The organism is Arthrobacter sp., from assembly GCF_048266065.1.
Classification (GTDB): Bacteria; Actinomycetota; Actinomycetes; order Actinomycetales; family Micrococcaceae; genus Arthrobacter_H.
Genome location: NZ_JBLXAH010000002.1, coordinates 123,489 through 147,105, shown reverse-complemented (window position 1 = coordinate 147,105; position 23,617 = coordinate 123,489). Strand labels below are relative to the sequence as shown.

General features: G+C 67.4%; 13 protein-coding genes. 8 read left to right on the top strand and 5 right to left on the bottom strand.

The window, feature by feature from the left end:
• Nucleotides 1-2: 2 nt before the first annotated feature.
• The 5 genes from ACN0TP_RS03785 to ACN0TP_RS03765 form a co-directional block, all read right to left on the bottom strand.
• A complete protein-coding gene (locus ACN0TP_RS03785; RefSeq protein WP_417216843.1) occupies nt 3-680 on the bottom strand; it encodes a TetR/AcrR family transcriptional regulator in 678 nt (225 codons plus the stop codon).
• A gap of 117 nt (nt 681-797) precedes the next feature.
• Nucleotides 798-2,231: a dicarboxylate/amino acid:cation symporter gene (locus tag ACN0TP_RS03780; RefSeq protein ID WP_417216841.1), complete on the bottom strand. Its 1,434-nt coding sequence runs from the start codon at nt 2,229-2,231 to the stop codon at nt 798-800.
• Nucleotides 2,232-2,378: 147 nt separating this feature from the next.
• Entirely contained in the window at nt 2,379-4,070 is a 1,692-nt protein-coding gene (locus ACN0TP_RS03775) for a DUF885 domain-containing protein (RefSeq protein ID WP_417216837.1), read from the bottom strand.
• A gap of 63 nt (nt 4,071-4,133) precedes the next feature.
• Nucleotides 4,134-4,403: an acyl-CoA carboxylase epsilon subunit gene (locus tag ACN0TP_RS03770; protein WP_417216834.1), complete on the bottom strand. Its 270-nt coding sequence runs from the start codon at nt 4,401-4,403 to the stop codon at nt 4,134-4,136.
• Entirely contained in the window at nt 4,400-6,013 is a 1,614-nt protein-coding gene (locus ACN0TP_RS03765) for an acyl-CoA carboxylase subunit beta (protein WP_417216831.1), read from the bottom strand. The genes ACN0TP_RS03770 and ACN0TP_RS03765 overlap by 4 nt, the downstream gene beginning before the upstream one ends.
• Before the next feature lie 197 nt (nt 6,014-6,210).
• On the opposite strand from ACN0TP_RS03765, the gene ACN0TP_RS03760 reads away from it, so the two are divergent.
• The 8 genes from ACN0TP_RS03760 to ACN0TP_RS03725 all read left to right on the top strand — a co-directional run bounded on the left by ACN0TP_RS03760 (nt 6,211) and on the right by ACN0TP_RS03725 (nt 23,609).
• Nucleotides 6,211-7,086 (top strand): SDR family oxidoreductase, encoded by an 876-nt coding sequence (locus ACN0TP_RS03760; RefSeq protein ID WP_417216829.1) that lies wholly within the window; start codon nt 6,211-6,213, stop codon nt 7,084-7,086.
• Between the two features lie 74 nt (nt 7,087-7,160).
• Entirely contained in the window at nt 7,161-7,940 is a 780-nt protein-coding gene (locus ACN0TP_RS03755) for a class I SAM-dependent methyltransferase (RefSeq protein WP_417216826.1), read from the top strand.
• A 64-nt stretch (nt 7,941-8,004) separates the two neighbouring features.
• Nucleotides 8,005-8,172: a hypothetical protein gene (locus ACN0TP_RS03750; protein ID WP_417216823.1), complete on the top strand. Its 168-nt coding sequence runs from the start codon at nt 8,005-8,007 to the stop codon at nt 8,170-8,172.
• A gap of 64 nt (nt 8,173-8,236) precedes the next feature.
• Complete coding sequence (locus ACN0TP_RS03745; RefSeq protein ID WP_417216820.1) at nt 8,237-9,115, top strand: biotin--[acetyl-CoA-carboxylase] ligase; 879 nt, start codon at nt 8,237-8,239, stop codon at nt 9,113-9,115.
• A 113-nt stretch (nt 9,116-9,228) separates the two neighbouring features.
• On the top strand, nt 9,229-9,789 hold the full coding sequence (locus ACN0TP_RS03740) for a PH domain-containing protein (protein WP_417216817.1): 561 nt from the start codon (nt 9,229-9,231) through the stop codon (nt 9,787-9,789).
• Nucleotides 9,770-11,080: an adenylate/guanylate cyclase domain-containing protein gene (locus ACN0TP_RS03735; RefSeq protein WP_417216814.1), complete on the top strand. Its 1,311-nt coding sequence runs from the start codon at nt 9,770-9,772 to the stop codon at nt 11,078-11,080. Before ACN0TP_RS03740 ends, ACN0TP_RS03735 begins: the two co-directional genes overlap by 20 nt.
• 117 nt (nt 11,081-11,197) lie before the next feature.
• Entirely contained in the window at nt 11,198-17,314 is a 6,117-nt protein-coding gene (locus tag ACN0TP_RS03730; protein ID WP_417216811.1) for an Ig-like domain-containing protein, read from the top strand.
• Nucleotides 17,315-17,507: 193 nt separating this feature from the next.
• Nucleotides 17,508-23,609: an Ig-like domain-containing protein gene (locus ACN0TP_RS03725; protein ID WP_417216808.1), complete on the top strand. Its 6,102-nt coding sequence runs from the start codon at nt 17,508-17,510 to the stop codon at nt 23,607-23,609.
• The last annotated feature ends 8 nt before the right edge of the window (nt 23,610-23,617 follow it).

The window sequence follows — 23,617 nt, the reverse complement described above, 5'->3', positions numbered from 1 at the left end:
GATCAGGCCTCTCGGGTCGTGGCCGGTGCGGCCGGGACGTTCAGGGTGGGGAAGCCGTCGCGTAGCTGGGCCAGCGCGGTGGTGAGGTGGTCCTGCAAACGGGCCAGTGATGCGTCGGAGAGGTCGCCGTTCGCCGTCTGGATCCAGTGTTCGAAGGCGGCGCGTCCTGCCCCGATGATCGAATTGGCGAAGACGGAGACGGTGAGGGGGGCGGTGCCGGGAAGCCGGGAGGTGATCGCGTCGACCAGCCGGGCGGCGCAGTCGTTCCATGATTCGAGCTGCAACCGGTCCAGTTGGGGGCTGGTGTGGGCCGCAGCGACGAGTTCGGCAACGGGGGCCAGCAGGCTGCGATCGGCCAGCGCGTTGAGGGCGTTGACCGCAGCGGACATGATGGGCAGATCCCGCGGTTGTGTCTCGAAGATCTGCAACACGTGCTCGACGAACGCCTCGGTGGGGCCGTTCAGCGCGGACTCGAGCGTGGAGAAGTAGTTGAAGAACGTGCGGCGCGAGACCCCCGCAGCTTCGGCCACGCGGTCGGCGGTGACCGCTTCCAGGCCCTCGGCGCGCAGCAGTGCCAGCGCAGCGTCGACGATGGCCTGGCGCGTGGCCGTCTTGTTGATTTCACGGCGTGAGGGAGGGGCGGCCTCGGTGCCGGCCGTGTCCGGGGAGGGGGAAGTCACGTCAATTACACTACGTGCAAGTTTGCACGCAGTGCAAATTGGTTCGCGGGGTGGAAAACCACGGGCCCTCCACCGCGCGCTGCGGTGGAGGGCCCGATGGGTGCGTCGGCGTTGGGCCTAGACGCGCGCCGGGGTGTCCTCGACGGCGGGGGATTCCGCCTCCAGGCCGGCCTCATCCTGGGCGGCGGCGAACTCGTCGGCGAACGGGTTGCCGTTGCGCGGTGCGTTGTAGAGCTCCAGGTCCAGGATGCCCTCGCGTTTTGCGACGATCACCGGAACCAGTGCCTGGCCGGCGACGTTGACCGCGGTGCGGCCCATGTCGATGATCGGGTCAACGGCCAGCAGCAGGCCGACGCCCGCCAGGGGCAGGCCCAGCGTGGACAGCGTCAGGGTGAGCATCACGACGGCGCCCGTGGTGCCGGCCGTGGCCGCCGAACCCAGCACCGAGACGATCGCGATGAGGACGTATTGGGTGACATCGAGCTGGATGCCGAAGAACTGGGCGACGAAGATCGCTGCCACCGCAGGGTAGATGGCGGCGCAGCCGTCCATCTTGGTGGTCGCCCCCAGCGGCACGGCGAAGGAGGCGTAGCCGCGGGGCACCCCGAGGTTGCGTTCGGTCACGCGCTGGGTCAGCGGCAGCGTGCCGATGGAGGAGCGGGAGACGAAGCCCAGCTGCACCGCCGGCCAGACGCCGGAGAAGTAGGAGCGCACGTTCAGCCCGTGGGCGCGCACCAGGATCGGGTACACCACGAACAGCACCAAGGCGAGCCCCACGTAGATCGCCACGACGAACTTGCCCAGCGCCCCCATGGTGTCCCACCCGTAGGAGGCCGTCGCGTTGCCGATCAGCCCCACGGTGCCCAGTGGGGCCAGGCGGATGATCCACCACAGGATCTTCTGGATGATCGAGAGCAGCGAGGCGCTCAAATCAAGGAACGGCTTGGCGGCGGCCCCGACCTTCAGCGCCGCAACGCCGACGGCCACGGCAATGACCAGGATCTGCAGGACGTTGAAGCTGACGCTGGTGTCCGCCACGCCGTCGGCCATCTTGGTGCTGGCCCCCAGGCCCAGGAAGTTCTGCGGGATCAGCCCGGTGAGGAAGGCCCACCAGTCGCCGGTCTTGCCGGTGTAATCGGCGGGGGCCTGCTGGCCGGTGTTGGCCCCGGGCTGGAAGATGGTGCCCAGGCCCATGCCGATCAGTACGGCGATCAGGGCGGTGATGCCGAACCAGAGGATGGTCCGCCAGGCCAGCCGGGCCGCGTTGGTCACCTGGGCGAGGTTCGCGATGGAGGCGACCACCGCGAAGAAGATCAGCGGGATGACCGCGGCGCGCAGCAGCGAGACGTAGCTGGAGCCGATGGTGTCCAGGGTGGCGCCGAGTGCGTTCGGGGCGTCCTCGGTGCTTCCGGTGTACTTGGCGACCAGGCCCAGGACCACGCCGAGGATGAGCCCGGCGACGATCTGCGGCCCGAAGGCCGTGGCCCAGCGGGGGAGTTTGCGGTGGGGTGCGGTTGATGTGCTCACCGGACGACGGTAGGGCGGAAACATACACCGGCGGGAGTCGTTGTTGCGCTTTATGACGCGCCGGTGGTGCGGCCCCGGCGGCTGCCCTGCCGCGCATCCCGTGCGCCGCAAGGCATCCGCCGGGGCATTCCCGAATCCGGTGTGGTGAATCCCACCCCGCCGGTGACGTGCTCAGGCGGTGGGCAGCAGCGCCCGACGCAGCGTATCGAGACCGACCGAGCCCATGTTCAGCGCCTGGGTGTGGAAGGCGCGCAGGTCGAAGGCGTCCCCTTCGGCCTCGCGGCGGGCGTCGCGGATCTGCTCCCAGAGGCGCTGGCCGACCTTGTAGGACGGGGCCTGGCCCGGCCAGCCCAGGTAGCGGGTGAACTCGAACTTGCGCTGGCCCTCGGAGATGTCCAGGTGCTTCGAGAGGAAGTCGTATCCCTTCTCCGGGGTCCACGGGCCCGAACCCCAGCGTTCGGGCATGTCCAGTTCCAGGTGCACGCCGATGTCGAACACCACGCGGGCGGCGCGCATGCGCTGCATGTCCAGCATCCCCATGTGGTCGCCGGGATCGGCCAGGTAGCCCAGATCCAGCATCAGGCGTTCGGCGTAGAGCGCCCAGCCCTCGCCGTGGCCGGACACCCAGCAGGCGTTGCGGCGCCAGTTGTTCAGCGTGTCCTTGCGGTAGGTGGCCGTGCCGACCTGCAGGTGGTGGCCCGGTACGCCCTCGTGGTAGACCGTGGTGGTCTCGGCCCAGGTGGTGAATTCGTCCTCGCCGGCCGGAACCGACCACCACATGCGTCCGGGACGGCTGAAGTCATCCGAGGGGCCGGTGTAGTAGATCCCGCCCTCCTGGGTGGGGGCGATCATGCATTCGAGCCGACGCATGGTGTCGGGGATGTCGAAGTGCACCCCGGCCAGGTCGGCGACGGCGCGGTCTGCCTTCTCCTGCATCCAGGCCTTCAGGGCATCGGTGCCCTTGAGCTGGCGGGCGGTGTCGGCGTTGAGGATCTCCTTGGCCTCGGCGATCGAGGCGCCCGGCTTGACCTTCTCGGCGACCTGTTCCTGTTCGGCGATCAGCCGGTCCAGTTCGGCCACGCCCCACGCGTAGGTCTCGTCCAGGTCGACGGCTGCACCGATGAAGCGACGCGAGCACAGCGAGTAGTACTCCCGTCCCACGGCGTCCTTCTCCGGAGCGGCAGGCAGCAGCCCGGTCTCCAGGAAGTCGGCCAGCCGCGTATAGGCGTCCGCGGCGTCGGCGGCATTCCTGGCCAGCCCGGAGCGCAGGGATTCCTCCAGCGCGCCCTCGGTGGGCCGGGCGTCGGCTGCGAGGGTGGTGAAGAAGCCACCGTCCTTGGCGTAGTCGCGGGCCTGCTCGATGACGATCTTGACCTGGCGCTGCGCTGCAACGTGGCCCGCATCCCGGCTCTTGCCCAGCGAGGCGATGTATCCGTCGATGGCGGCGCCGACGTTGGCCAGCCGACCGGCGATATGGCCCCACTGTTCGGCGGTGTCGGTGGGCATCAGGTCGAAGATCGCACGGATGTCCTGCGCCGGGCAGGCGATGTTGTTCAGCTCCGTGATGCCTGTCGCATGCAGCTCCAGGTCCAGCCCGAGGCGTTCGCGCATGGCATCGAGGGTGACGGCGTCGACGTCGTCGACCGGCTCCAGTCCCTCGAGCGCCCCAAGGGTTTCGCGGACGGCGGCCGCGTAGGCCTCCTGCCCGGCGGGGGAGTAGTCGGAGTACCCGGTCTCGTGGCCGGGGATGCCCAGCGACGTGGCGAAGTCCGGGGCGAGTTCGAGCAGGCGGTCGAAGAAGCGGTCGGCGACGGCGTCGATCTCGCTCGGGGTGCGGGTGGCGGCAGGTGTGGCGTTGGTCATAGTGACCAGCCTAGTTGCTTGTGAAGTCCTTGTTGAAGGGTTTCCGGTGGGTGTTTCCGGCGCCTAGAACCGCCCGCTGCGCCAGGCGCCCGGGTGGCCGGAGAGTTGGCGGCGGCGACGGAACTGGGACCGCAGCGCCTCCCGGCGTGCGCCGGGGCCGTCGGCTGCCGGTTCGTCGGTGCCGGGCGTGACGCCGGACAGCGCCGCGAGGACGGCCGTGAGCGCGGCGATCTGCTCGGCGTCGGGGTTGCCCTTGACCACCCTGAACAGCGCCGGCGAGGCGTCCGGGGAGGAGGCACCGTCGTCGTGCCGGGTTTCTTCGGTCCCGGTCACAGCGGGATGTTCCCGTGCTTCTTGGCCGGCAGCGAGGCGTGCTTGTCCCGCAGGGCGCGCAGGCCGCGGACGATCTGCGTGCGGGTGTCCGCCGGGGCGATGACCGCGTCGATGTAGCCGAGTTCGGCGGCCTGGTAGGGGTTGAGCAGCTCTGCCTCGTAGCCCTCGATGATCTCGGTGCGGCGGGCCTCGACGTCCCCGCCGGCCTCGGCGATGGCCGCCAGGTCGCGGCGGTAGAGGATGTTGACGGCGCCCTGGGCGCCCATGACGCCGATCTGGGCGGTGGGCCAGGCGAGGTTCAGGTCGGCCCCGAGCTTCTTGGAGCCCATGACGATGTAGGCGCCGCCGTAGGCCTTGCGGGTGATGACGGTCAGCTTGGGCACAGTGGCCTCGGCGTAGGCGAAGAGCAGCTTGGCGCCGCGGCGGATGATGCCCTGGAACTCCTGGTCCTTGCCGGGCAGGAACCCGGGGACGTCGACGAGGGTGAGGATCGGGAGGCCGAACGCGTCGCAGTGGCGCACGAAGCGTGCCGCCTTCTCCGAGGCGGCGATGTCCAGGGTGCCGGCGAATTGCATCGGCTGGTTCGCCACGATGCCGACGCTGCGGCCCTCGACGCGGGCGTAGCCGATCATCACGTTGGGGGCGTAGAGCGCCTGCATCTCCAGGAACGCGCCGTCGTCGACGATGTGCTCGATGACGGTGCGCATGTCATAGGGCTGGTTGGCCGAGTCCGGGATCAGGGCGTCGAGCTCGAGGTCGGCCGCCGTGACGTCGAGTTCCTCCTCGAACTCGGTCGCGGGGGCCTCGGTGAGGTTGTTGGAGGGCAGGTAGTCCAGCAGTTCCTTCACGAAGTCGATCGCGTCCGACTCGTCGGAGGCCAGGTAGGTGGCGGTGCCCGTGTTGGCGTTGTGCTGCCGCGCGCCGCCGAGGGTCTCCATGTCCACTTCCTCGCCGGTGACGGCCTTGATGACGTCGGGGCCGGTGATGAACATGTGGCTGGTCTTGTCCACCATGATCACGTAGTCGGTCAGCGCGGGGGAGTAGGCGGCACCGCCGGCGCAGGGGCCCAGGATGATGGAGATCTGCGGGACGACCCCGGAGGCGTGGACGTTGTTGCGGAAGATGTCGGCGAACATGGCCAGCGAGGCGACGCCCTCCTGGATGCGGGCGCCGCCGCCGTCGTTGATGCCCACGACCGGGCAGCCGTTGCGCAGCGCGAACTCCTGGACCTTGACGATCTTCTCGCCGTTGACCTTGCTCAGCGAGCCGCCGTAGACGGTGAAGTCCTGCGAGTACACGGCCACGAGGCGGCCGTCGACGGTGCCGTGGCCGGAGACGACGCCGTCGCCGAGGGGATGCTTGGCGTCCATGCCGAAGGCGGTGGTGCGGTGCACTGCCAGGGCATCGAACTCGACGAACGAGCCCTCATCCAGCAGCAGCTCGATGCGCTCGCGGGCCGTGTTCTTGCCGCGCGCGTGCTGCTTCTCGATGGCCGCCTCGCCCGAGGGGGCCTGCGACAGCGACTGCCGGCGCCGGAAGTCGGCGATCTTGCCTGCGGTGGTGGACACGTCGATCTGTTCGTCCACGTTCTGGAGGCCGGTCTCGCTCATGCGGGAGACTCCCGTCTGCTTGAAAATAGTAGGAATGGCACAACCAACGTGCCCGCATGGCCAGTCTAGTGACGCCGCGCGCGGGGTTGGCTGTAGGAACCCTACAAAGTCGACGCGTGGCGCTCGGTCGATGAGGGGTCCAAATCTCTTGTTACCGGTGGGTAACATTTGCTGGATTCTTCCCGTAGGCTGGTGCCATGAGCGAGTCCACAGCACCCCAGAACCCCGTCGGCGACGCCGGCGAAACCTCCCGCCGCTTCGCCGGACGCACCGTGTTGATGAGCGGTGGCAGCCGCGGCATCGGCCTGGCCATCGCCCTGCAGCTGGCCGCCGGCGGCGCCAACATCGCCCTGCTGGCCAAGACCGCCACGGCCCACCCCTCGTTGGAGGGAACCGTCTACACCGCGGCCGAGCAGATCCGCGCGGCGGGGGCCAAGGCGCTGCCCATCGTCGGGGACGTGCGCAACGACGAGGACGTCCAGGGAGCCGTGGACGCAACCGTCGCCGAGTTCGGCGGGATCGACATCGTCGTCAACAACGCCTCCGCCATCGACCTGTCCACCACGGATGCCGTGTCCATGAAACGCTACGACCTGATGCAGGACATCAACGCCCGCGGGACCTTCCTGCTCTCCAAGCTGAGCCTGGACGCTTTGCGCGCCTCCGACAACGCCCACATCCTCACCCTGTCCCCGCCGCTGAACCTGGACCCGCAGTGGGCCGGGGCCAACCTGGCCTACACGATGGCCAAATACGGGATGTCCCTGACCACGTTGGGCCTGGCCGAGGAACTGCGCGGGGACGGCATCGCCGTGAATTCGCTGTGGCCGGCGACGATCATCAACACGGCCGCCATCCGCAACCTGCCCGGCGGCGAGAAGATCATCGCCGGTGCGCGCCAGGACACGATCGTCTCCGACGCCGCGGCCGCCATCCTGGCCCGCCCGGCCGCCGAGTGCACCGGCAACTTCTTCATCGACGAGGACGTCCTGCGTGAAGAGGGGATCAGCGACTTCACCGGGTACAGCATGGGCGCGCCCGAGGACCGCCTGGTCCCCGACATGTTCCTCTGAGGCGCAAGGCCCGGGGTTGGGGGCCGAGGGGCGGGGTGCTTGCCGCGTCCCCACCGCCCCGCGATGATGGGACGGTGGACAGGACCCCCGGGACCGAGGCCGCCGACTTCTACGGTGGGCTGGTGGCCGACGCCTACGCACTGCTGAAATCCGAGACGTTCGACGCCGAGCGCTACGTCGCATTCGTTGACACCTTTGGCGAGCCCGGGCTCGAGATCGGTTGCGGGGATGGGCACCCGCTGTTGACCCTGGTGGCAGCCACCCTGGACGTGGAGGGAGTCGACTCCTCGCCCGACATGCTGGCCCGGGCGGCGGACGCGGCCGACGCGGCGGGCCTGGAGGTGGAACTGCATCAGGCGCGGATGGAGGACCTGGACCTGCGGCGGAGCTACCGGACCATCTACCTGGCCGGGCCCACCTTCGAGCTGCTGCCCGACGACGAGCACGCCCTGGCCGCGCTGCACGCCATGCGCCGGCACCTGCGCCCCGACGGCACCGTGATGATCCCGCTGTGGACTCCCACGCCCACCGATCCTGCGGTGCTCGGAGTCGCCCGGGAGGCCTTCGACGGGGCAGGGGCGTTGCTGAGGTACACGCCCCTGGCCGAGCACTACGACGTGGCGACCCGCACGCGCACCACCCGGGTGCTCTATGAACGGATCCACCCCAACGGCCGGGGCGAACGGGTCGAACGCGACTGGATCATCCACTGGCAGACGCCCCGGACGCTGGCCGGGTTGGCGCAGGACGCCGGGCTGGCCATCCTGATGGTCCACCCGGAGGAGGACCTCCTGGAAGGGACACCCGGCGAGGAGTCGACGGTCTACCTGCAGCACGCCCCATCGACGCCATGACACACAGTGCGTACGGTGGACGGGAAGGCCAACGGCCGATGCACGGGCGTAGGGAGGGGCAAGGATGTTTGGATCCATCGGACAACCGGCATCGGGAGCCAGGAACGATCAGAGCGCCCGCCTCTTCCTGAAGTACCTGCGCAGCGAAGCGGACCGTCCCGGCGCGAGCCGGGACCTGGAGCGGCGTAGCGCACGCTGGCGCACCATCAAGCGGTGGTTCACCCGCCGCTGAACGGCGGCGATCGGCCAGGTACCTCCCGGAAGCGTCGAACGGCAACCCGGATAAGCTGGACACCATGAACGACTCCGCCTCCTTGCGCGCCCCGCTGGACGCCGCGACCCTGCGTCGCGACCTCGTCGGTGCGGGGCTGATCCGCCGGCTGGACGTGGTCGAGTCCACTGGCTCGACCAACACCGACCTCGCTGCAGCCTTCGCCAAGGCACCGGACACGTGGCCGGAGATCAGCGTGCTGGCCACCGATTTCCAATCGGCGGGCCGGGGCCGGCTGGAGCGCAGCTGGCAGGCCCCTCCGCGCAGCTCGCTGGCGGTCAGCATCCTGCTGCGCCCGGCACCCGGCGGTGCCACGCCCCCGGAGGAGGCCTACGGCTGGCTGTCCATGCTGTGTGCCAGCGCGTTGGCCGCCGCCCTGCGCGAGACGGCTGGGGTGCCGGCGGAACTGAAGTGGCCCAACGACGTCATCATCGCCGGGCGCAAGGTCGCCGGGGTCCTGGCGCAACTCGTTCCCGCCCCCCACGGTGCGCCCGCCGTCGTCGTCGGCTCCGGGGTCAACGTCAGCCTCGACCGGGGGGAACTACCCGTCCCCACGGCCACCTCGCTGCTGCTCGAGGACGCCAGCACCGTGGACACCACCGAGTTGCTGACCGCCTACGTGCGCCAGATGTCGCGGCTCTATTCGGGCTTCCTGCGCACCGGCTGCCGGGCCGTGGAACCGATCGACCAGGGTGGATCGCTGCTCGAACGCGTTTCCGCGAACATGGCCACCCTCGGGGCCCCGGTGCGGGCCGAGCTGCCCGGCGGCGGCACGGTGGAGGGCATCGCCGTGGGACTGGAAGCCGACGGCGGCCTCGGAATGCGGGCCGATGACGGAAGCACCAGCGTGGTCCGCGCGGGCGACGTGGTCCACCTGCGGCGCACCGACGGCCGCTACGCCTGAGCCGGGCCGGCGCGGCACCCCGGACGGCAGGGGACACCGGGCGGGTAACAACTGGGCGGGCGGCCGCCGGGCGGGCACGCCTAGAATTGATGGACACAGGATGGAAGGACACGATGAGGCTGCGGCTCGCGGAGGACGAATGGGTGATCGTCAAGACCCGTGCGCACCGCCGTGTCCTGAACCGCCCCGCCGTCGTGTTCATCGTCATCGCGGCGCTGACGGCCTTCGCGCTGGGGACGCTCACCCGGCAGGACCTGCCCCAGGCGGTGCTGGACACCGTTCCCCTGCTGCAGGTGGTGGTCCCGATCGTCGCCGCGGTGCTGGTGCTGGCCTGGTGTGTGATCCCCCTGCTGAGATGGCGCCGCACCGTGGTCTTCCTGACCAGCCAGCGCATCGTCGTCCGCCGCGGCGTCACCGCCAAGAACCAGTGGGAGCTGCCGTTGGCGTTCGTGCGGACCCTGCGGATCAGCCAGAAACTGCTGGAACGCGGCAGCGGCTCCGGGGCGCTGGTGCTGGAGACCGCCAACGGGCCGGTGCGGTTGCCGCATCTGCCCCGGGTGGACCGGGTGAGGGCGCTGGTGGTGACGGCGATTGAGCATTTACCCAGATCCATGGGGTTCGATGGTGTAGATATTGGTACGGAGGAACACGTGGATGGGATCGGACATGGATGATGGGCACGACGCCGGTGGACAGGAAGCGGGCTACCCCGCACCCACCGGTGGGGAGCCCGCACCACGGACCGCACCACTGCCCATCGTGAACGCCGCGCCGCCTGCGGACGACGCCGGGGCGGACGCCGCCGACCGGGCCCGCCTGGCCGATCCCGAACCGCCGCGCACCAGCACCGGATCGCTGCCGAGCCTCAGCCCGGACGCCGGCCCGGAAACCCGCGCCCTGCCGCTGGTCCAGGCGCTTGAACGCGAAAAGGTCAAGGAATCGGCCCAGGGCCTGGAGATGATGCTGCTCGGGTCCAAACGCACCATGCGCCGCCGCGACGTTGCAGCCGCCGCCGGGATCTCGCTGCTCAGTGCCCGCAAGCTCTGGCGCGCCCTCGGATTCCCCAACCTGGGCGATGACGACGTCGCCTTCACCGAGAACGACCTCGACGCGCTGCAGACCATCCTGGGCAACGTGCGCTCCTCCAACCTGACCGAGGAGGCCGCCGTCTCGATCACCCGGTCCATCGGGCAGATGACCGACCGCATGGTCGTCTGGCAGATCGAGGCCCTCGTGGAGGACATGGTCCAGAACCAGGGCATCAGCGACCCCGAGGCCCGCCGCCGGCTGGTGGACCGGCTGCCGGACCTGATCGACCCGCTGGAGAAGCTGCTGGTGTACTCGTGGCGCCGCCAGCTCAACGCGGCGGTCCACCGGCTCGGAGTCCGCGCCGAATCCGGCCTGGCCTCCAGCGAGGTCGGACGCGACGGCAGCGAGGACGACGCCCCGTTGCCCCTGGCCCGCGCCGTCGGATTCGCCGACCTGGTCTCCTACACCTCCCTGTCCCGCCGGATGAACGAACGCACGCTGGCGCAGATGGTGCAGCGCTTCGAGAACAAGTGCGCCGAAATCATCTCCGTCGGCGGCGGACGCCTGGTCAAGACCATCGGAGACGAGGTCCTGTTCATCGCCGAAACCCCGCAGGCCGGCGCGCAGATCTCCCTGGCACTGGCCACCGAGTTCGCGAACGACGATTTCCTGCCCAAATGCCGTGTCTCGGTGGTCTGGGGACGCATCCTCTCCCGGCTGGGCGACGTGTACGGCCCCACCGTCAACCTCGCGTCCCGGCTCACCGCGCTCGCCGACCCCGGAACCGTCTGGACCGACTCGGTCACCGCCGGCACCCTCGAGGGCGACAAGCGCTTTGTGCTCAGCCCCCAGCCCACCACACAGGTGCGTGGATTCGGGGACATCAACCCCGTGGTGCTCTCCATGGGGGAGGGCGAAGGCCTGATTCTCGACTAGCCCCTGCACGCCGGCGGCCCGTTCCCGGCGTTTCATCCATCCTCTAGACTGGTTGTTGGCCCAATTTCGCGTCCTTTGGGGGGCACGGAATCAGACAGTGGATGAGGACCATAGAACATGTCCCGATGGGGAACGCGCCCAGGCAAGAGCACGGGCTTCAGGGCGGCCGCGGTGTCGGTGGTCTCGGCATTGGCCATCACCGGGGCGATCATCTACCCCGGATTCAAGACCGCCGACGTCGATCTGAACGACGGCGGCGTGTGGGTGGTCAACAAGACGCTGAACAAGGTGGGCCACCTCAACTACCAGTCCAAGGTGCTCGACGGCGGGATCCTCACCCCCCTTCCGGACTACGACCTCGAGCAGAACGCCAACCAGGTCTTCGTGCGCAACCTGGAACAGGGCGCCCTGACGACGATCGATCCGGCCATGGTCCAGTTCGCCGACGACAACGCCCTGCCGGCCAACTCTTCCTTCTCGCACGGGACAGGAGTCGTCTCCGTAGCCGATGCCGATCACGGCATCGTCTACGCCACCGGGACCGACGAGCTTGGAAGCTTTGCCTCCCAGGACACCCCGCCCCTGATCGACGCCCAGGGCAAGGTCCTCACGGCCGTGGGCGAGGACGACCGGGTGTGGGCCGTGGACGTCGATGCGCAGGACTTCATCAGCTGGACCCGGCAGCCTGACGGATCGTTCCGCGAGGAATCGAAGAAGCATGTCGACGCGATCCCCGGAGGGGCCAAACTCCAGCTCACCGTGGTCGGTGACACGGCAGTCCTCTTTGACGAGGGCACCGGCACGGTGTTCACCTCGACGGGAAAGACGTCCACGGTCGTGGACCCCGTCGGCGGGAAGCTGCAGGCCCCTGGGCCGGACGCCGGCCACGCGGCTATCGCACTGGGCAACAAGCTGGCCAACGTTCCCCTGGGCGGCGGCGAACCGGAGTACCAGCCGTTGAAGTCTGGCGGGACACCCATCCAGCCGGTTCGGGTCGGTGACTGCACCTACGCCGCCTGGCAGGGGAGCGGGGAGTACCTGCGTGATTGCGAAGACGACGGACAGGACGTCTCCCAGACAGTTCCGGAAATGCCCAGCACCGCTGAATTGAAATTCCGGGTCAACCGCGACGTCGTCGTGCTCAATGACGTGGCGTCCGGCCAGGTGTGGCTGGTCAACGAAGGCATGCAGATCGTCAGCAACTGGAGCGACCTGGAACCGCCGAAGGGCAAGGGCGAGGCGAAGAAGGAGGACTCCAAGGAGGTCACCGACGCCATCGAGTTGCCCAACCGCACCAAGGACAACAAGAAACCCATCACCAAACCCGATGACTTCGGTGTCCGGGCCGGGCGCACCACCGCATTGCCGGTCCTGTTCAACGACGTGGATCCCGACGGCGACCTCCTCACGGCGGGCCTGCAGGGAAAACAACCGTCTGTCGGGACGCTGCAGCAGATCCATGACGGCACGGGCTTCCAGCTCGTCGTGCCCGCGGACGCCTCCGGCCGCACCTCGTTCACCTATGAAGCGAACGATGGTCGTGGCGGCCGGGCGACGGGCACCGCCGGCATCCGGGTGGTTCCGGAGGGTGAAAACCAGAAGCCCACCCAGGATCGCGTGACGACCCTGCGCGTCCAGCAGGGCGAATCCGTCACCCAGGATGTGTTGAGCGATTGGAAGGACCCGGACGGTGATGACCTCCAGCTCCTCGGCGCCTCCAGCGAGGACCAGGACGTCGTCCGCGTCCGGCCCGACGGGGCGCTGACGTTCCAGGACAACGGCAAGAAGGTCGGCCGCAAGGAGATCACCGTCCAGGTCTCCGACGGACGCGAGGGGGCCCAAGGTCGCATCGTGGTGGAGACGCTGGCCAAATCCGCCACGCCTCCGGTGACCGCTACGGACCATGTGACCGCGAACGTCGGGGAGGAAGTGACCTTCTCGCCGTTGGAGAACGATGCCGATCCCAGCGGGACGGAATTGCGGTTGGCCAACGTCGAATCGGTGAACGGAGTGGAGCTGAAGAGCAACTCGGATACCGGCACCGTCACCATCCGTGGCCAACGGGCCGGGACGTTCTACGCGAAATACGTCGCCACCAACGGGCCAGCCAGTGCCCCGGGGCTGATCCGCATCGACGTGAAGGACCCCGAGCAGAATTCGGGCAACCCCGTCGCAGTCCGCGACGTTGCCTTGCTTCCCGCCGGCCAGGACGTCCTGGTCAATGTCCTGGGCAACGACTCCGACCCGGCAGGCGGGGTCCTGGTCCTCATCGGTGCCGACGTCCCCGACGATGCCCCATTCACCGTCTCGGTGGAACGCAACAGCTTTGTCCGCGTCACCGACGTGCGCGGACTGACCGAACCAACCAAGGTGAAGTACACGGTCTCCAACGGCAACGGCGCCTCCACCGGTGAGATCAATGTGATCCCCGTCCCGGCGCCACCGAAGCTGGATCCACCGCGGCCCAACCCGGATGACGTCGTCGTCCGGGCCGGAGACGTCGCCAGGGTCGACGTGCTGGAGAACGACATCCACCCCAACGGTGCCGAGTTGACCCTGCGGCCGGGTCTGAAGGAAGCGGACAGCCTGGGCGAGGGGTCGCTGGTCAGCGTCGCCGACGACACCGTGCGCTTCCGCTCCGGCGAATTCGACGGCAAACCACGGACGGTATCGGCCGTCTACACGGTCGCCGGCCCCGACGGGCAGGAGGCCAACGCGCGGATCAACTTCCACGTCCAACCGGTGGATCTGGAATCGAATGCGCCGCCGTCGCCCGAACAGGTGACGGGCCGGGTCTTCGCCGGCGGCACCACCGCCATCCAGATCCCGCTGGGCGGCATCGACCCGGACGGGGACTCCGTCACCCTGGTGCAATTGGGTGAGGCTCCGAAGCTGGGTTCGGTCAAGGTCAAGGGTTCCTCGATCGAGTACACGGCGAGCAACACGGCCTCGGGAACCGATGTGTTCTCCTACGTCGTCGAGGACCGGCTGGGCGCCCGCGCCACCGGGACGGTGATGGTCGGCATTGCCCCGCTGTCGTCGGAGAACAACCCGCCGACCGCGGTCAACGACTCCATCACCGTGCGCCCCGACCGCCCGGTTGCGGTTGATGTGATGTCCAATGACTCCGATCCGGACGGAGACCGCACCACGCTCGTCGACGATCTCCGTGCCTCCGATGGCGTCGATGCCAAGGTCGTCAACGGACGCATCCAGGTGACCTCGCCCAAGCAAAAGGGCTCGTTGTCGATCCGCTACAACATCGGTGATGGCCGGGGCGGAACGGCTAGTGCCACGTTGACCGTCGAGGCGGACCCTGAGGCGAAGCTGTTGGCACCGATCGCCCGCGACGACCGCGCCTCCCTGCAGGAGACGGTCGGCAAGGACGAGGTCACCCTTCCGATCCTGGAGAACGACGAGGACCCGGATGGGCGCGTCGACGCTCTCAAGGTGTCCCTGCCGGATCAACCGGGCTCGGCCAGCATCACCGGTGACAACCAGCTCAAGGTCAAGGTGGGGGACAAGTCCCAGGTCATCGCCTACACGATCACCGACCAGGACGAGCTGGAATCCACGGCGTTCGCCATCGTTCCCGGTGCCGGCGGGGCGCGTCCGGTGCTGCGCAGCGACAAACCCCAGGAGATCATGGCGGGGGAGACCCTCAAGCTGGACCTCGGCGACATCGTCCAGGTCCGCGAGGGACACAAGCCGCGGCTCACCGAGGAAGACAAGGTCACCTCCGTGCCGGAGAACGACGGCGAACTGGTCAAATCGGCCACGGCCCTGACTTTCACGGCAGACAAGGAATACTCGGGACCGGCCTCCGTCACGGTCGAGGTCACGGACGGGTCCGGCCCGGACGATCGGGATGGACTCACCAGCGTGCTTTCCATCCCGATCAAGGTGCTGCCGCGCCCGGAGGACAACAAGCCCCCGACGATCCAATCCAACTCCCTGGACGTGGCCCAAGGCGAAGACCCGGCACGACTGGACCTGCGCCAGATCGCCAGCGACCCGGACCCCGACGACGCGGGGAGACTCGCGTTCTCCGTGGGCGAGTCGAGCATCGATGGGGTGGACGTGAAGCTGGTGGATGGCCACATCCTGACGGCCGAAGCCGATGCCAAGACCCCGAAGGGGACCCAGGGAGCCGTCAGGGTATCCGTGACCGACGGAGAGAACGACCCGGTCTCGGCCAATATCGCGATCAATGTCCTGGCTTCCACCCGCGAGAAGCCCGTCGCCAATGATGACACCGTCGACGAGGCCCAGCAGGGCCGCACGGAAGTCATCGATGTGCTGGCCAACGACCACAACCCGTACGCCGATGAAGGGCCCCTGGAGCTCATCGGTGTCACCGGGCAGCAGGGGGAGGGCGGCGCCGAGATCCGCGGTGGAAAGGTAGCCGTCACCCCCGCGAAGAACTTCGTCGGGACGCTGACCGTCCAGTACACGATCGGCGATGTGACCGAGGATCCCGACCGGCGGGCCACCGGCAACGTCACCCTCAACGTCAAGGGCAAGCCGGATGCCCCCGGCCTGCCGCTGGTGGAATCGACCGGTGACGGGAAGGTGGTCCTGAGCTGGGATGCGCCGTCGAACAACGGCGCCCCCGTCGAGTCCTACACCGTGGCCGGGGACGGCGTGGAGCAGACCTGCCAAACAACCACCTGCACGATCGCTGGCCTGAAGAACGACCACGTCTACAACTTCACCGTCACCGCCACCAATGCCGTGGGTGAATCCGAGGCGTCTGCGGCATCCGCCGATGCCCGGCCCGATGTTGAACCGGAACAGCCGGGGGCGCCGACGACGATATCGGGTGACGAGCAGGCGACCGTCACGTGGAGGGCCCCGGAGAGCCGTGGTTCCGCGGTGACCGGATACTCGCTCGAAATCTCTCCGGCACCGGCAACGGGCGTCAGCCAGGTGGCTGGCATTTCCGGAACCAGCCACACGTGGAAGGGGCTGAAGAACGGGGTGTCCTACCAATTCCGCGTCCAGGCAGTGAACAAGGCGGACCGTCCCTCGCAATGGAGCACCTACTCCGCGTCGGTGATCCCGGCCGGCAAGCCGTTCAAGCCGACGGCGCCCGTCGCCGTCCGCTCCCAGTCCAACGTCAATGGCGGGGTCGTCAACGTGGACTGGAAGGCACCGAACAACAATGGTGCGGCCATCCAGGGCTACACGCTCAAGGTCCATGAGGGGGGATCCGTGGTGCGGACCGTCTCTTCCACCGCGACGCAGCAGGCAGTCACCGGGCTGAAGACCACCGGCTCCTACACCTTCTCCGTCGTGGCGAAGAACAAAGTGGGCACTTCCCCCGAGAGCGGCCGGTCGACGGCAGTCACCCCCTACGGCCGACCCAAGGCGATCGGCAAGCCGACGGCGGCCGCCACGGGCGCGAACAACCAGGTCAAGTTGTCCTTCCAAAAACCTGCTGCCAACGGCTCGGCGATCACCGGATATCAGTACTCCACTGACGGCGGGGCCTGGAAGTCCATTGGTGGGTCCGGGTCGGTCATCGCCACGGACAGGAACGGATCGCCACACTCGTGGCGGGTGCGTGCCCTCAACGCGGCAGGGGCCGGTGATCCCAGCCGCGCCTCCAACTCCACGAGCTCCTATGGCCCGCTACGCGATGGAGGGGGCAGGAAGTCCTCCAGCACCACCAAGTCCGTCACCTTCAATTGGAACGGCAACGTGGGCGCCTATGACAACGGGCGCAAGACCACGCTCAAGGCGTCCATCAACGGCGGGGTGGGATCGGTCAATGCCTCGAAGGGCAGCTACACTGCCGGCAGTCTGGATCCCGACCGGGAGCAAAAGCTGACCCTGACCATCACGGCAACGGATGCTGCTGGACAGAAGCAAAGCTGGTCGGTTGCCGGGACGTCGAAAAAGCAGACACCCGCGCCGAACCCGCGCACCAAGATCGTCGCCGGAAAACCGGCGTCGGGTTGCGGAACGGAATGCACGCAGATCGACGTAGACGTGCACGGCTACACCAGGAACTATGCCGGGACGTGGACGGCCACGTGCTATGGGGATGGCGGACGCCGCAAGATCAACGAGAACACCACCCTGGTGGAAATCGATGGCAGCGGGAAGAAGCGGGCCCCGCTGAATTGCAAGAACGCGAAGAATGAAAACCTTCCCCTGAGCATCAAAATGACCAAGGGAAGTCTCACCGAGTGGTCCAACGAGGATTGGACCTGGCCGTACGCTGACTAGGTACGGGCACCTCCGAGATTCACTGGGCGGTCGATTATCTGGGGGGAACCTGTGTGTTTGCTGGTATGAGACTCGGCGGATGGGGAGTTCTCCCCATATCGCCGATTTCATCCATCCTTTAGAATCGACGGTGGCCGGTTCTGCGTCCCGTTGGGGGGCACGGAAGAACGACGTTGGATGAGGAAGCCAGAACATGTCCCGATGGGGAACGAGCCCGGGCAAAAGCACCGGATTCAAGGCAGCCGCCGTCTCCGTGGTCTCCGCACTGGCCGTCACCGGGGCGATCATCTACCCGGGTTTCAAGACAGCCGACGTCGATCTGAACGACGGCGGTGTGTGGGTCGTCAACAAGACCCTGAACAAGGTCGGGCACCTCAACTACCAGTCCAAGGTCCTCGATGGGGGAGTCCTCACCCCGCTGCCGAACTACGACCTGGAACAGAACGCCGACAGCGTCTTCGTGCGCAACAAGGAACAGGGCGCGCTGACCACGATCGACCCGGCCATGGTCCAGTTCGCCGACGACAACGCCCTGCCAGCCAACTCCTCCTTCTCCTACGGCACCGATGTGGTCTCCGTGGCCGACGCGGAGCACGGCATCGTCTACGCAACCGCCACCGAGGACCTGGGCAGCTTCGCCTCCCAGGACACCCCGCCCCTGATCGATGCCCAGGGCAAGGTCCTCACCGCCGTCGGGCAGGATGACCGGGTCTGGGCCGTGGACGTCGACGCGTGGAAGTTCATCAGCTGGACCCGCCAACCCGATGGGACGTTCTCCCAGGAGTCCGAAAAGCAGGTCGACGGCATCGCCAGCGGGTCCAAGTACCAGCTCACCGTCGTCGGTGACACCGCCGTGCTCTTCGATGAGACCTCGGGAACCGTCCTGACCTCCGACGGGAAGGAATCCACCGTCGTGGATCCGTCGGGCGGCCAGCTCCAGGCCCCGGGCCCCGACGCCGACCACGTCGCCATTGCGCTGGGCAACAAGCTGGCCAACGTGCCGACGCGCGGCGGCGAAGCGGCCTACCAGCCGCTGGAATCCAGCGGCACCCCGATCCAGCCGGTCCGCGTCGGGGAGTGCACCTACGCTGCCTGGCAGGGCAACGCCGAATACATCCGCGACTGCGAGGACGACGGCCAGGACGTGGCACAGAAGGTCCCGGAGATGCCCAGCACCGCTGAGCTGAAGTTCCGGGTCAACCGCGATGTGGTGGTCCTCAACGACGTCACCTCGGGCCAGGTGTGGTTGGTCAACGACGGCATGCAGATCGTCAGCAACTGGAGCGACCTGGAACCGCCCAAGGGCAAGGGCGAGGCGAAGAAGGAGGACTCCAAGGAGATCACCGACGCCATCGAACTGCCGAACCGGACCAAGGACAACAAGAAGCCCATCACCAAGCCGGATGACTTCGGCGTTCGGGCCGGCCGGACCACTGCCCTGCCCGTGCTCTTCAACGACGTGGACCCCGACGGCGACCTGCTGACCGCCTCGCTGGAAGGCAAGCAGCCCTCCATCGGCACCCTGCAGCAGATCCACGACAACACAGGTTTCCAGGTGGTCGTCCCCGACGACGCGAAGGGTCGCACCTCCTTCACCTACAAGGCCGACGACGGACGCGGCGGCCAGGCCACCGGAACCGCCACCGTCCATGTGGTCCCGGAGGGCGAGAACCACAAGCCCACCCAGGAACGCATCACCACCCTGCGCGTGCAGCAGGGCGAATCCATCACCCAGGACATCCTCAGCGACTGGAAGGACCCCGACGGGGACGACCTCCAGCTCCTGGGCGGCTCCAGCGAGGACAAGGACATCGTCCGGGTCCGCCCCGACGGCGCCTTGACGTTCCAGGACAACGGCAAGAAGGTCGGCCGCAAGGAAATCACCGTCCAGGTCTCCGACGGACGCGAGGGCGCGCAGGGCCGGGTCATCGTCGAGGTCCTGCCCAAATCCGCGACGCCCCCGGTGACCGCCACCGACCACGTCACCGCCAACGTCGGCGAGGAGGTCACCTTCTCGCCACTGGAGAACGACACCGACCCCAGCGGCACCGAACTGCGCCTGGCCAACGTCGAAACGGTCAACGGCCTGGACCTGAAGAGCAACTCCGACACCGGGACTGTCACCATCCGCGGACAGCGCACCGGAACCTTCTACGCGAAGTATGTCGCCACCAACGGCCCCGCCAGTGCCCCGGGCCTGATCCGCATCGACGTCAAGGATCCCGAGCAGAACTCCGGCAACCCCGTCGCAGTGCGTGACGTCGCCCTGCTCCCGGCGGGCCAGGACGTGCTGGTCAACGTCCTGGGCAACGACTCCGATCCGGCCGGCGGAGTCCTGGTCCTCACCGGCGCCGAGGTCCCCGACGACGCACCGTTCACTGTCTCCGTGGAACGCAACAGCTTTGTCCGCGTCACCGACGTGCGCGGCCTGACCGAGCCGACCAAGGTCAAGTACACGGTCTCCAACGGCAATGGCGTCTCCACCGGTGAGATCAACGTGATCCCCGTGCCCGCCCCGCCGAAACTCGATCCACCGCGCCCGAACCCGGATGACGTCGTCGTGCGCGCCGGTGACGTGGCGACCGTGGACGTGCTGGAAAACGACGTGCACCCCAATGGTGCAGAACTCACGTTGCGGCCCGGATTGAAGGAAGCCGACAACCTCGGCGACGGTTCGCTGATCAGCGTCGCCGATGACACCGTGCGCTTCCGCGCCGGGGAATTCGACGGCAAACCGCATACCGTCTCCGCCGTCTACACGGTCGCCGGCCCCGATGGGCAGGAGGCCAACGCCCGGGTGAACTTCCACGTCCAACCCGTCGACCTGGCCACCAACGCGCCACCGTCACCGGAACAGGTGACCGGACGGGTGTTCGCCGGAGGCACCACTGCCATCCAGGTCCCGCTGGGCGGCATCGACCCCGATGGCGATTCGGTGACGCTCGTGCAGTTGGGCTCGGCACCGAAACTGGGCTCGGCGAAGGTCAAGGGATCCTCGATCGAATACACGGCGAGCAAGTCCGCCTCCGGCACCGACGTCTTCTCCTACGTCGTCGAGGACCGCCTCGGCGCGCGGGCCACCGGAACCGTGATGGTCGGCGTGGCCCCGTTGTCCTCGACGAACAATCCGCCGGTGGCAGTCAACGACTCCATCACGGTCCGCCCGGACCGTCCGGTCTCCGTGGACGTCATGTCCAACGACACCGACCCCGACGGCGACCGCACCACGCTGGTCGATGACCTCCGCGCCTCCGACGGCGTCGATGCGAAGGTCGTCAACGGCCGCATCCAGGTCACCTCGCCGAAGGAAAAGGGATCCCTGTCCATCCGGTACAACATCTCCGATGGACGCGGCGGGACCGCCAGCGCCACCCTCACCGTCCAGGCCGACCCGGAAGCCAAGCTCCTGGCACCGATTGCCCGCGATGACCGGGCCACGCTGCAGGAAATCGCCGGCAAGGACGACATCACGCTGCCCATCCTCGAAAACGACGAGGACCCCGATGGCCGGGTCGATGACCTGAAGATCACGCTGCCGGACAAGCCCGGTACGGCCAGCGTCACCGGTGACAACCGGCTCAAGGTCAAGATCGGGGACAAGTCCCAGGTCATCGCCTACACGATCACCGACCAGGACGACCTGAAGTCCACTGCCTTCGCCCTCGTCCCCGGCGCCGGCGGCGCCCGCCCGGTGCTGCGCAGCGACAAGGCCCACGAAATCATGGCGGGGGAGACCCTGAAGCTCGACCTCAATGAGCTGGTCCAGGTCCGCGACGGCCACAAGCCGCGCCTGACGGACGAGAACAAGGTCAAGTCGGTCCCCGAGAACGACGGCCCCCTGGTCAAGTCCGCCACGGAACTGACCTTCAAGGCCGACAAGAAGTACTCGGGCCCGGCCTCCGTCACCGTCGAGGTCACCGACGGCTCCGGACCGGATGACCGCGATGGGCTCACCAGCGTGCTCTCCATCCCGATCAAGGTGCTGCCCCGTCCCGAGGAAAACAAGCCGCCGACGATCCAGTCCAACTCGCTGGACGTCGCCCAAGGCGAGGACGCGGCCCGGCTTGACCTGCGGCAAATCGCCAGCGACCCCGACAAGGACGACGTCGGCAAGCTCAAGTTCTCCGTCGGCGAATCGAACATCGCAGGCGTCAAGGTGGGCCTGGCCGACGGACACATCCTCACCGCGGAAGCCGACGCCAAGACCCCCAAGGGCACGAAGGGCTCGGTCAAGGTCTCCGTCTCCGATGGGCACAACGACCCCGTCTCGGCCAACATCACCGTGAACGTGCTCGCCTCGACGCGGGAGAAGCCCGTCGCCAACGACGACACAGTTGCGGACGCCCACCAGGGCCGGACCGAAGTCGTCGACGTGCTGGCCAACGACCACAACCCGTACGCGGACAAGGGACCGCTGAAGATCGTCGATGCCTATACGGGCACTGGTGGAACAAACGGAGACGGCGCAGTGGCCATTGCCGGCGACAAGTTGAAAATCACGCCAAACGACAACTTCGTCGGCACCATGACCGTCCAGTACAAGATCGGCGACGTGACCGAGGACACGGATCGTCAGGCGGTCGGTACGGTGACCCTGAACGTGAAGGGCAAGCCGGACGCGCCGGGGCTGCCCCTGGTCGAGTCGACGGGCGACTCCAAGGCTGTGATCAGCTGGGATGCACCGTCGAACAACGGCGCCCCGATCGAGTCCTACACGGTCTCCGGCGATGGCGTGAAGCAGACCTGCCAGACGACCACGTGCACGATCACCGGGTTGAAGAACGACCACGTCTACAACTTCACCGTCACCGCGACGAACGCGGTGGGCGAGTCGGAGGCCTCGGCGGCATCGGCCGATGCCCGTCCCGACGTCGAGCCGGAACAGCCGGGGGCACCGGCCAGCACCTCGGGGGACGAACAGGTTTCCGTGAAGTGGAACAAGCCGGTCAGCCGCGGATCGGCGGTCACCAGTTACAACCTGGAGATCTCTCCCGCGCCGGCATCCGGCGTCAGCCAGGTCTCCGGGGTGACCGGGACCAGCCACACCTGGAAGGGACTGAAGAACGGGGTCTCCTACCAGTTCCGGGTCCAGGCAGTGAACAAGGCAGACAAGCCGTCCCAGTGGAGCACGTATTCCGCGTCGGTGATTCCTGCCGGCAAGCCATTCCAGCCGGCCGCCCCCACTGCGGTGCGGTCACAGTCCAACGTCAATGGCGGTGTGGTGAACGTGAATTGGAACGCTCCGGGTGACAATGGTGCCCCGATCCAGGGCTACACGTTGAAGGTCCACCAAGGCGGCTCAACGGTCCGCTCGATCAGCGTTGGGTCCGGCAGCACCGAACAAACAGTCACGGGGTTGAAGACCACTGCCTCGTATTCGTTCACGGTCACCGCAAAGAACCGTGTTGGAACCTCGCCGTCGAGCGGCAACTCAACGGCAGTGACTCCGTATGGGCGGCCCAAGACGATCGGCAAGCCCAGTGCCAAGGCCACCGGGGCGAACAACAAGGTCCAGTTGAATTTCTCCAAGCCGGCGGCCAACGGTTCGGCGATCACCGGGTACCAGTACTCCACCGACGGCGGGGCCTGGCAGTCGCTTTCGGGCCCCGGCGCGGTCATCACCACGAACGCCAACGGCGCCTCCCACTCGTGGCGGGTCCGTGCTCTCAACGCCGCAGGAGCCGGCAATCCGAGTAGCGCGTCGAATGCCACCAGTTCCTACGGACCATTGCGCGATGGTGGTGGACGGTCGGCATCCCATGGTGACGACTGGATCAAGTTCGGTTGGAATTCCTCGGCGGCTTCATACGCCAACGGGCGCAAGGTCACTCTGAGGGCTTCCATCAGCGGTACAACGACGAAGAACGATGGCACCGAAAAAGTAAACGTCGGGTGGGACACCACGAAGAAGCTGACGATCACGGCCACGGACGAGGCAGGTCAAAAAGCGAGCTGGTCGATCGAAGAGAAATCGAATCCCAAACCACCACCGCCGGCTCCCAAGAAGCAGGTCGTCCTCACTCGTGGCGACAAAGTGAATGCTGGAGACTGCCAGGGGTCGCGAAACTGCTACAAGTACCACGTGAAGGCGTCCGGGTTCGATGCTGCAACTGAGTACTCAGCGAACTGCATGGCCCAGCATAATAACCAAATTGGTTCCACCAAGACCGTAAAGACAACCGCGGCCGGTACCTACGATAAAGATCTATCCTGCTGGGTCACCCCGGGTGCGATCAACGGTGCGCCGTTCTATGCAATCTTCGGCGGGGTGAAATCCAATGAAGTCAACTTCTAGGCACTACC

What these genes read in the sequence shown, in the direction of transcription:
- ACN0TP_RS03725 (WP_417216808.1), top strand. Translation starts at nt 17,508, where the DNA reads ATGTCCCGATGGGGAACGAGCCCGGGCAAAAGCACCGGATTCAAGGCA.
- ACN0TP_RS03775 (WP_417216837.1), bottom strand. Translation starts at nt 4,070, where the DNA reads ATGACCAACGCCACACCTGCCGCCACCCGCACCCCGAGCGAGATCGAC.
- ACN0TP_RS03740 (WP_417216817.1), top strand. Translation starts at nt 9,229, where the DNA reads ATGAGGCTGCGGCTCGCGGAGGACGAATGGGTGATCGTCAAGACCCGT.
- ACN0TP_RS03735 (WP_417216814.1), top strand. Translation starts at nt 9,770, where the DNA reads ATGGGATCGGACATGGATGATGGGCACGACGCCGGTGGACAGGAAGCG.
- ACN0TP_RS03730 (WP_417216811.1), top strand. Translation starts at nt 11,198, where the DNA reads ATGTCCCGATGGGGAACGCGCCCAGGCAAGAGCACGGGCTTCAGGGCG.
- ACN0TP_RS03760 (WP_417216829.1), top strand. Translation starts at nt 6,211, where the DNA reads ATGAGCGAGTCCACAGCACCCCAGAACCCCGTCGGCGACGCCGGCGAA.
- ACN0TP_RS03745 (WP_417216820.1), top strand. Translation starts at nt 8,237, where the DNA reads ATGAACGACTCCGCCTCCTTGCGCGCCCCGCTGGACGCCGCGACCCTG.
- ACN0TP_RS03750 (WP_417216823.1), top strand. Translation starts at nt 8,005, where the DNA reads ATGTTTGGATCCATCGGACAACCGGCATCGGGAGCCAGGAACGATCAG.
- ACN0TP_RS03780 (WP_417216841.1), bottom strand. Translation starts at nt 2,231, where the DNA reads ATGTTTCCGCCCTACCGTCGTCCGGTGAGCACATCAACCGCACCCCAC.
- ACN0TP_RS03765 (WP_417216831.1), bottom strand. Translation starts at nt 6,013, where the DNA reads ATGAGCGAGACCGGCCTCCAGAACGTGGACGAACAGATCGACGTGTCC.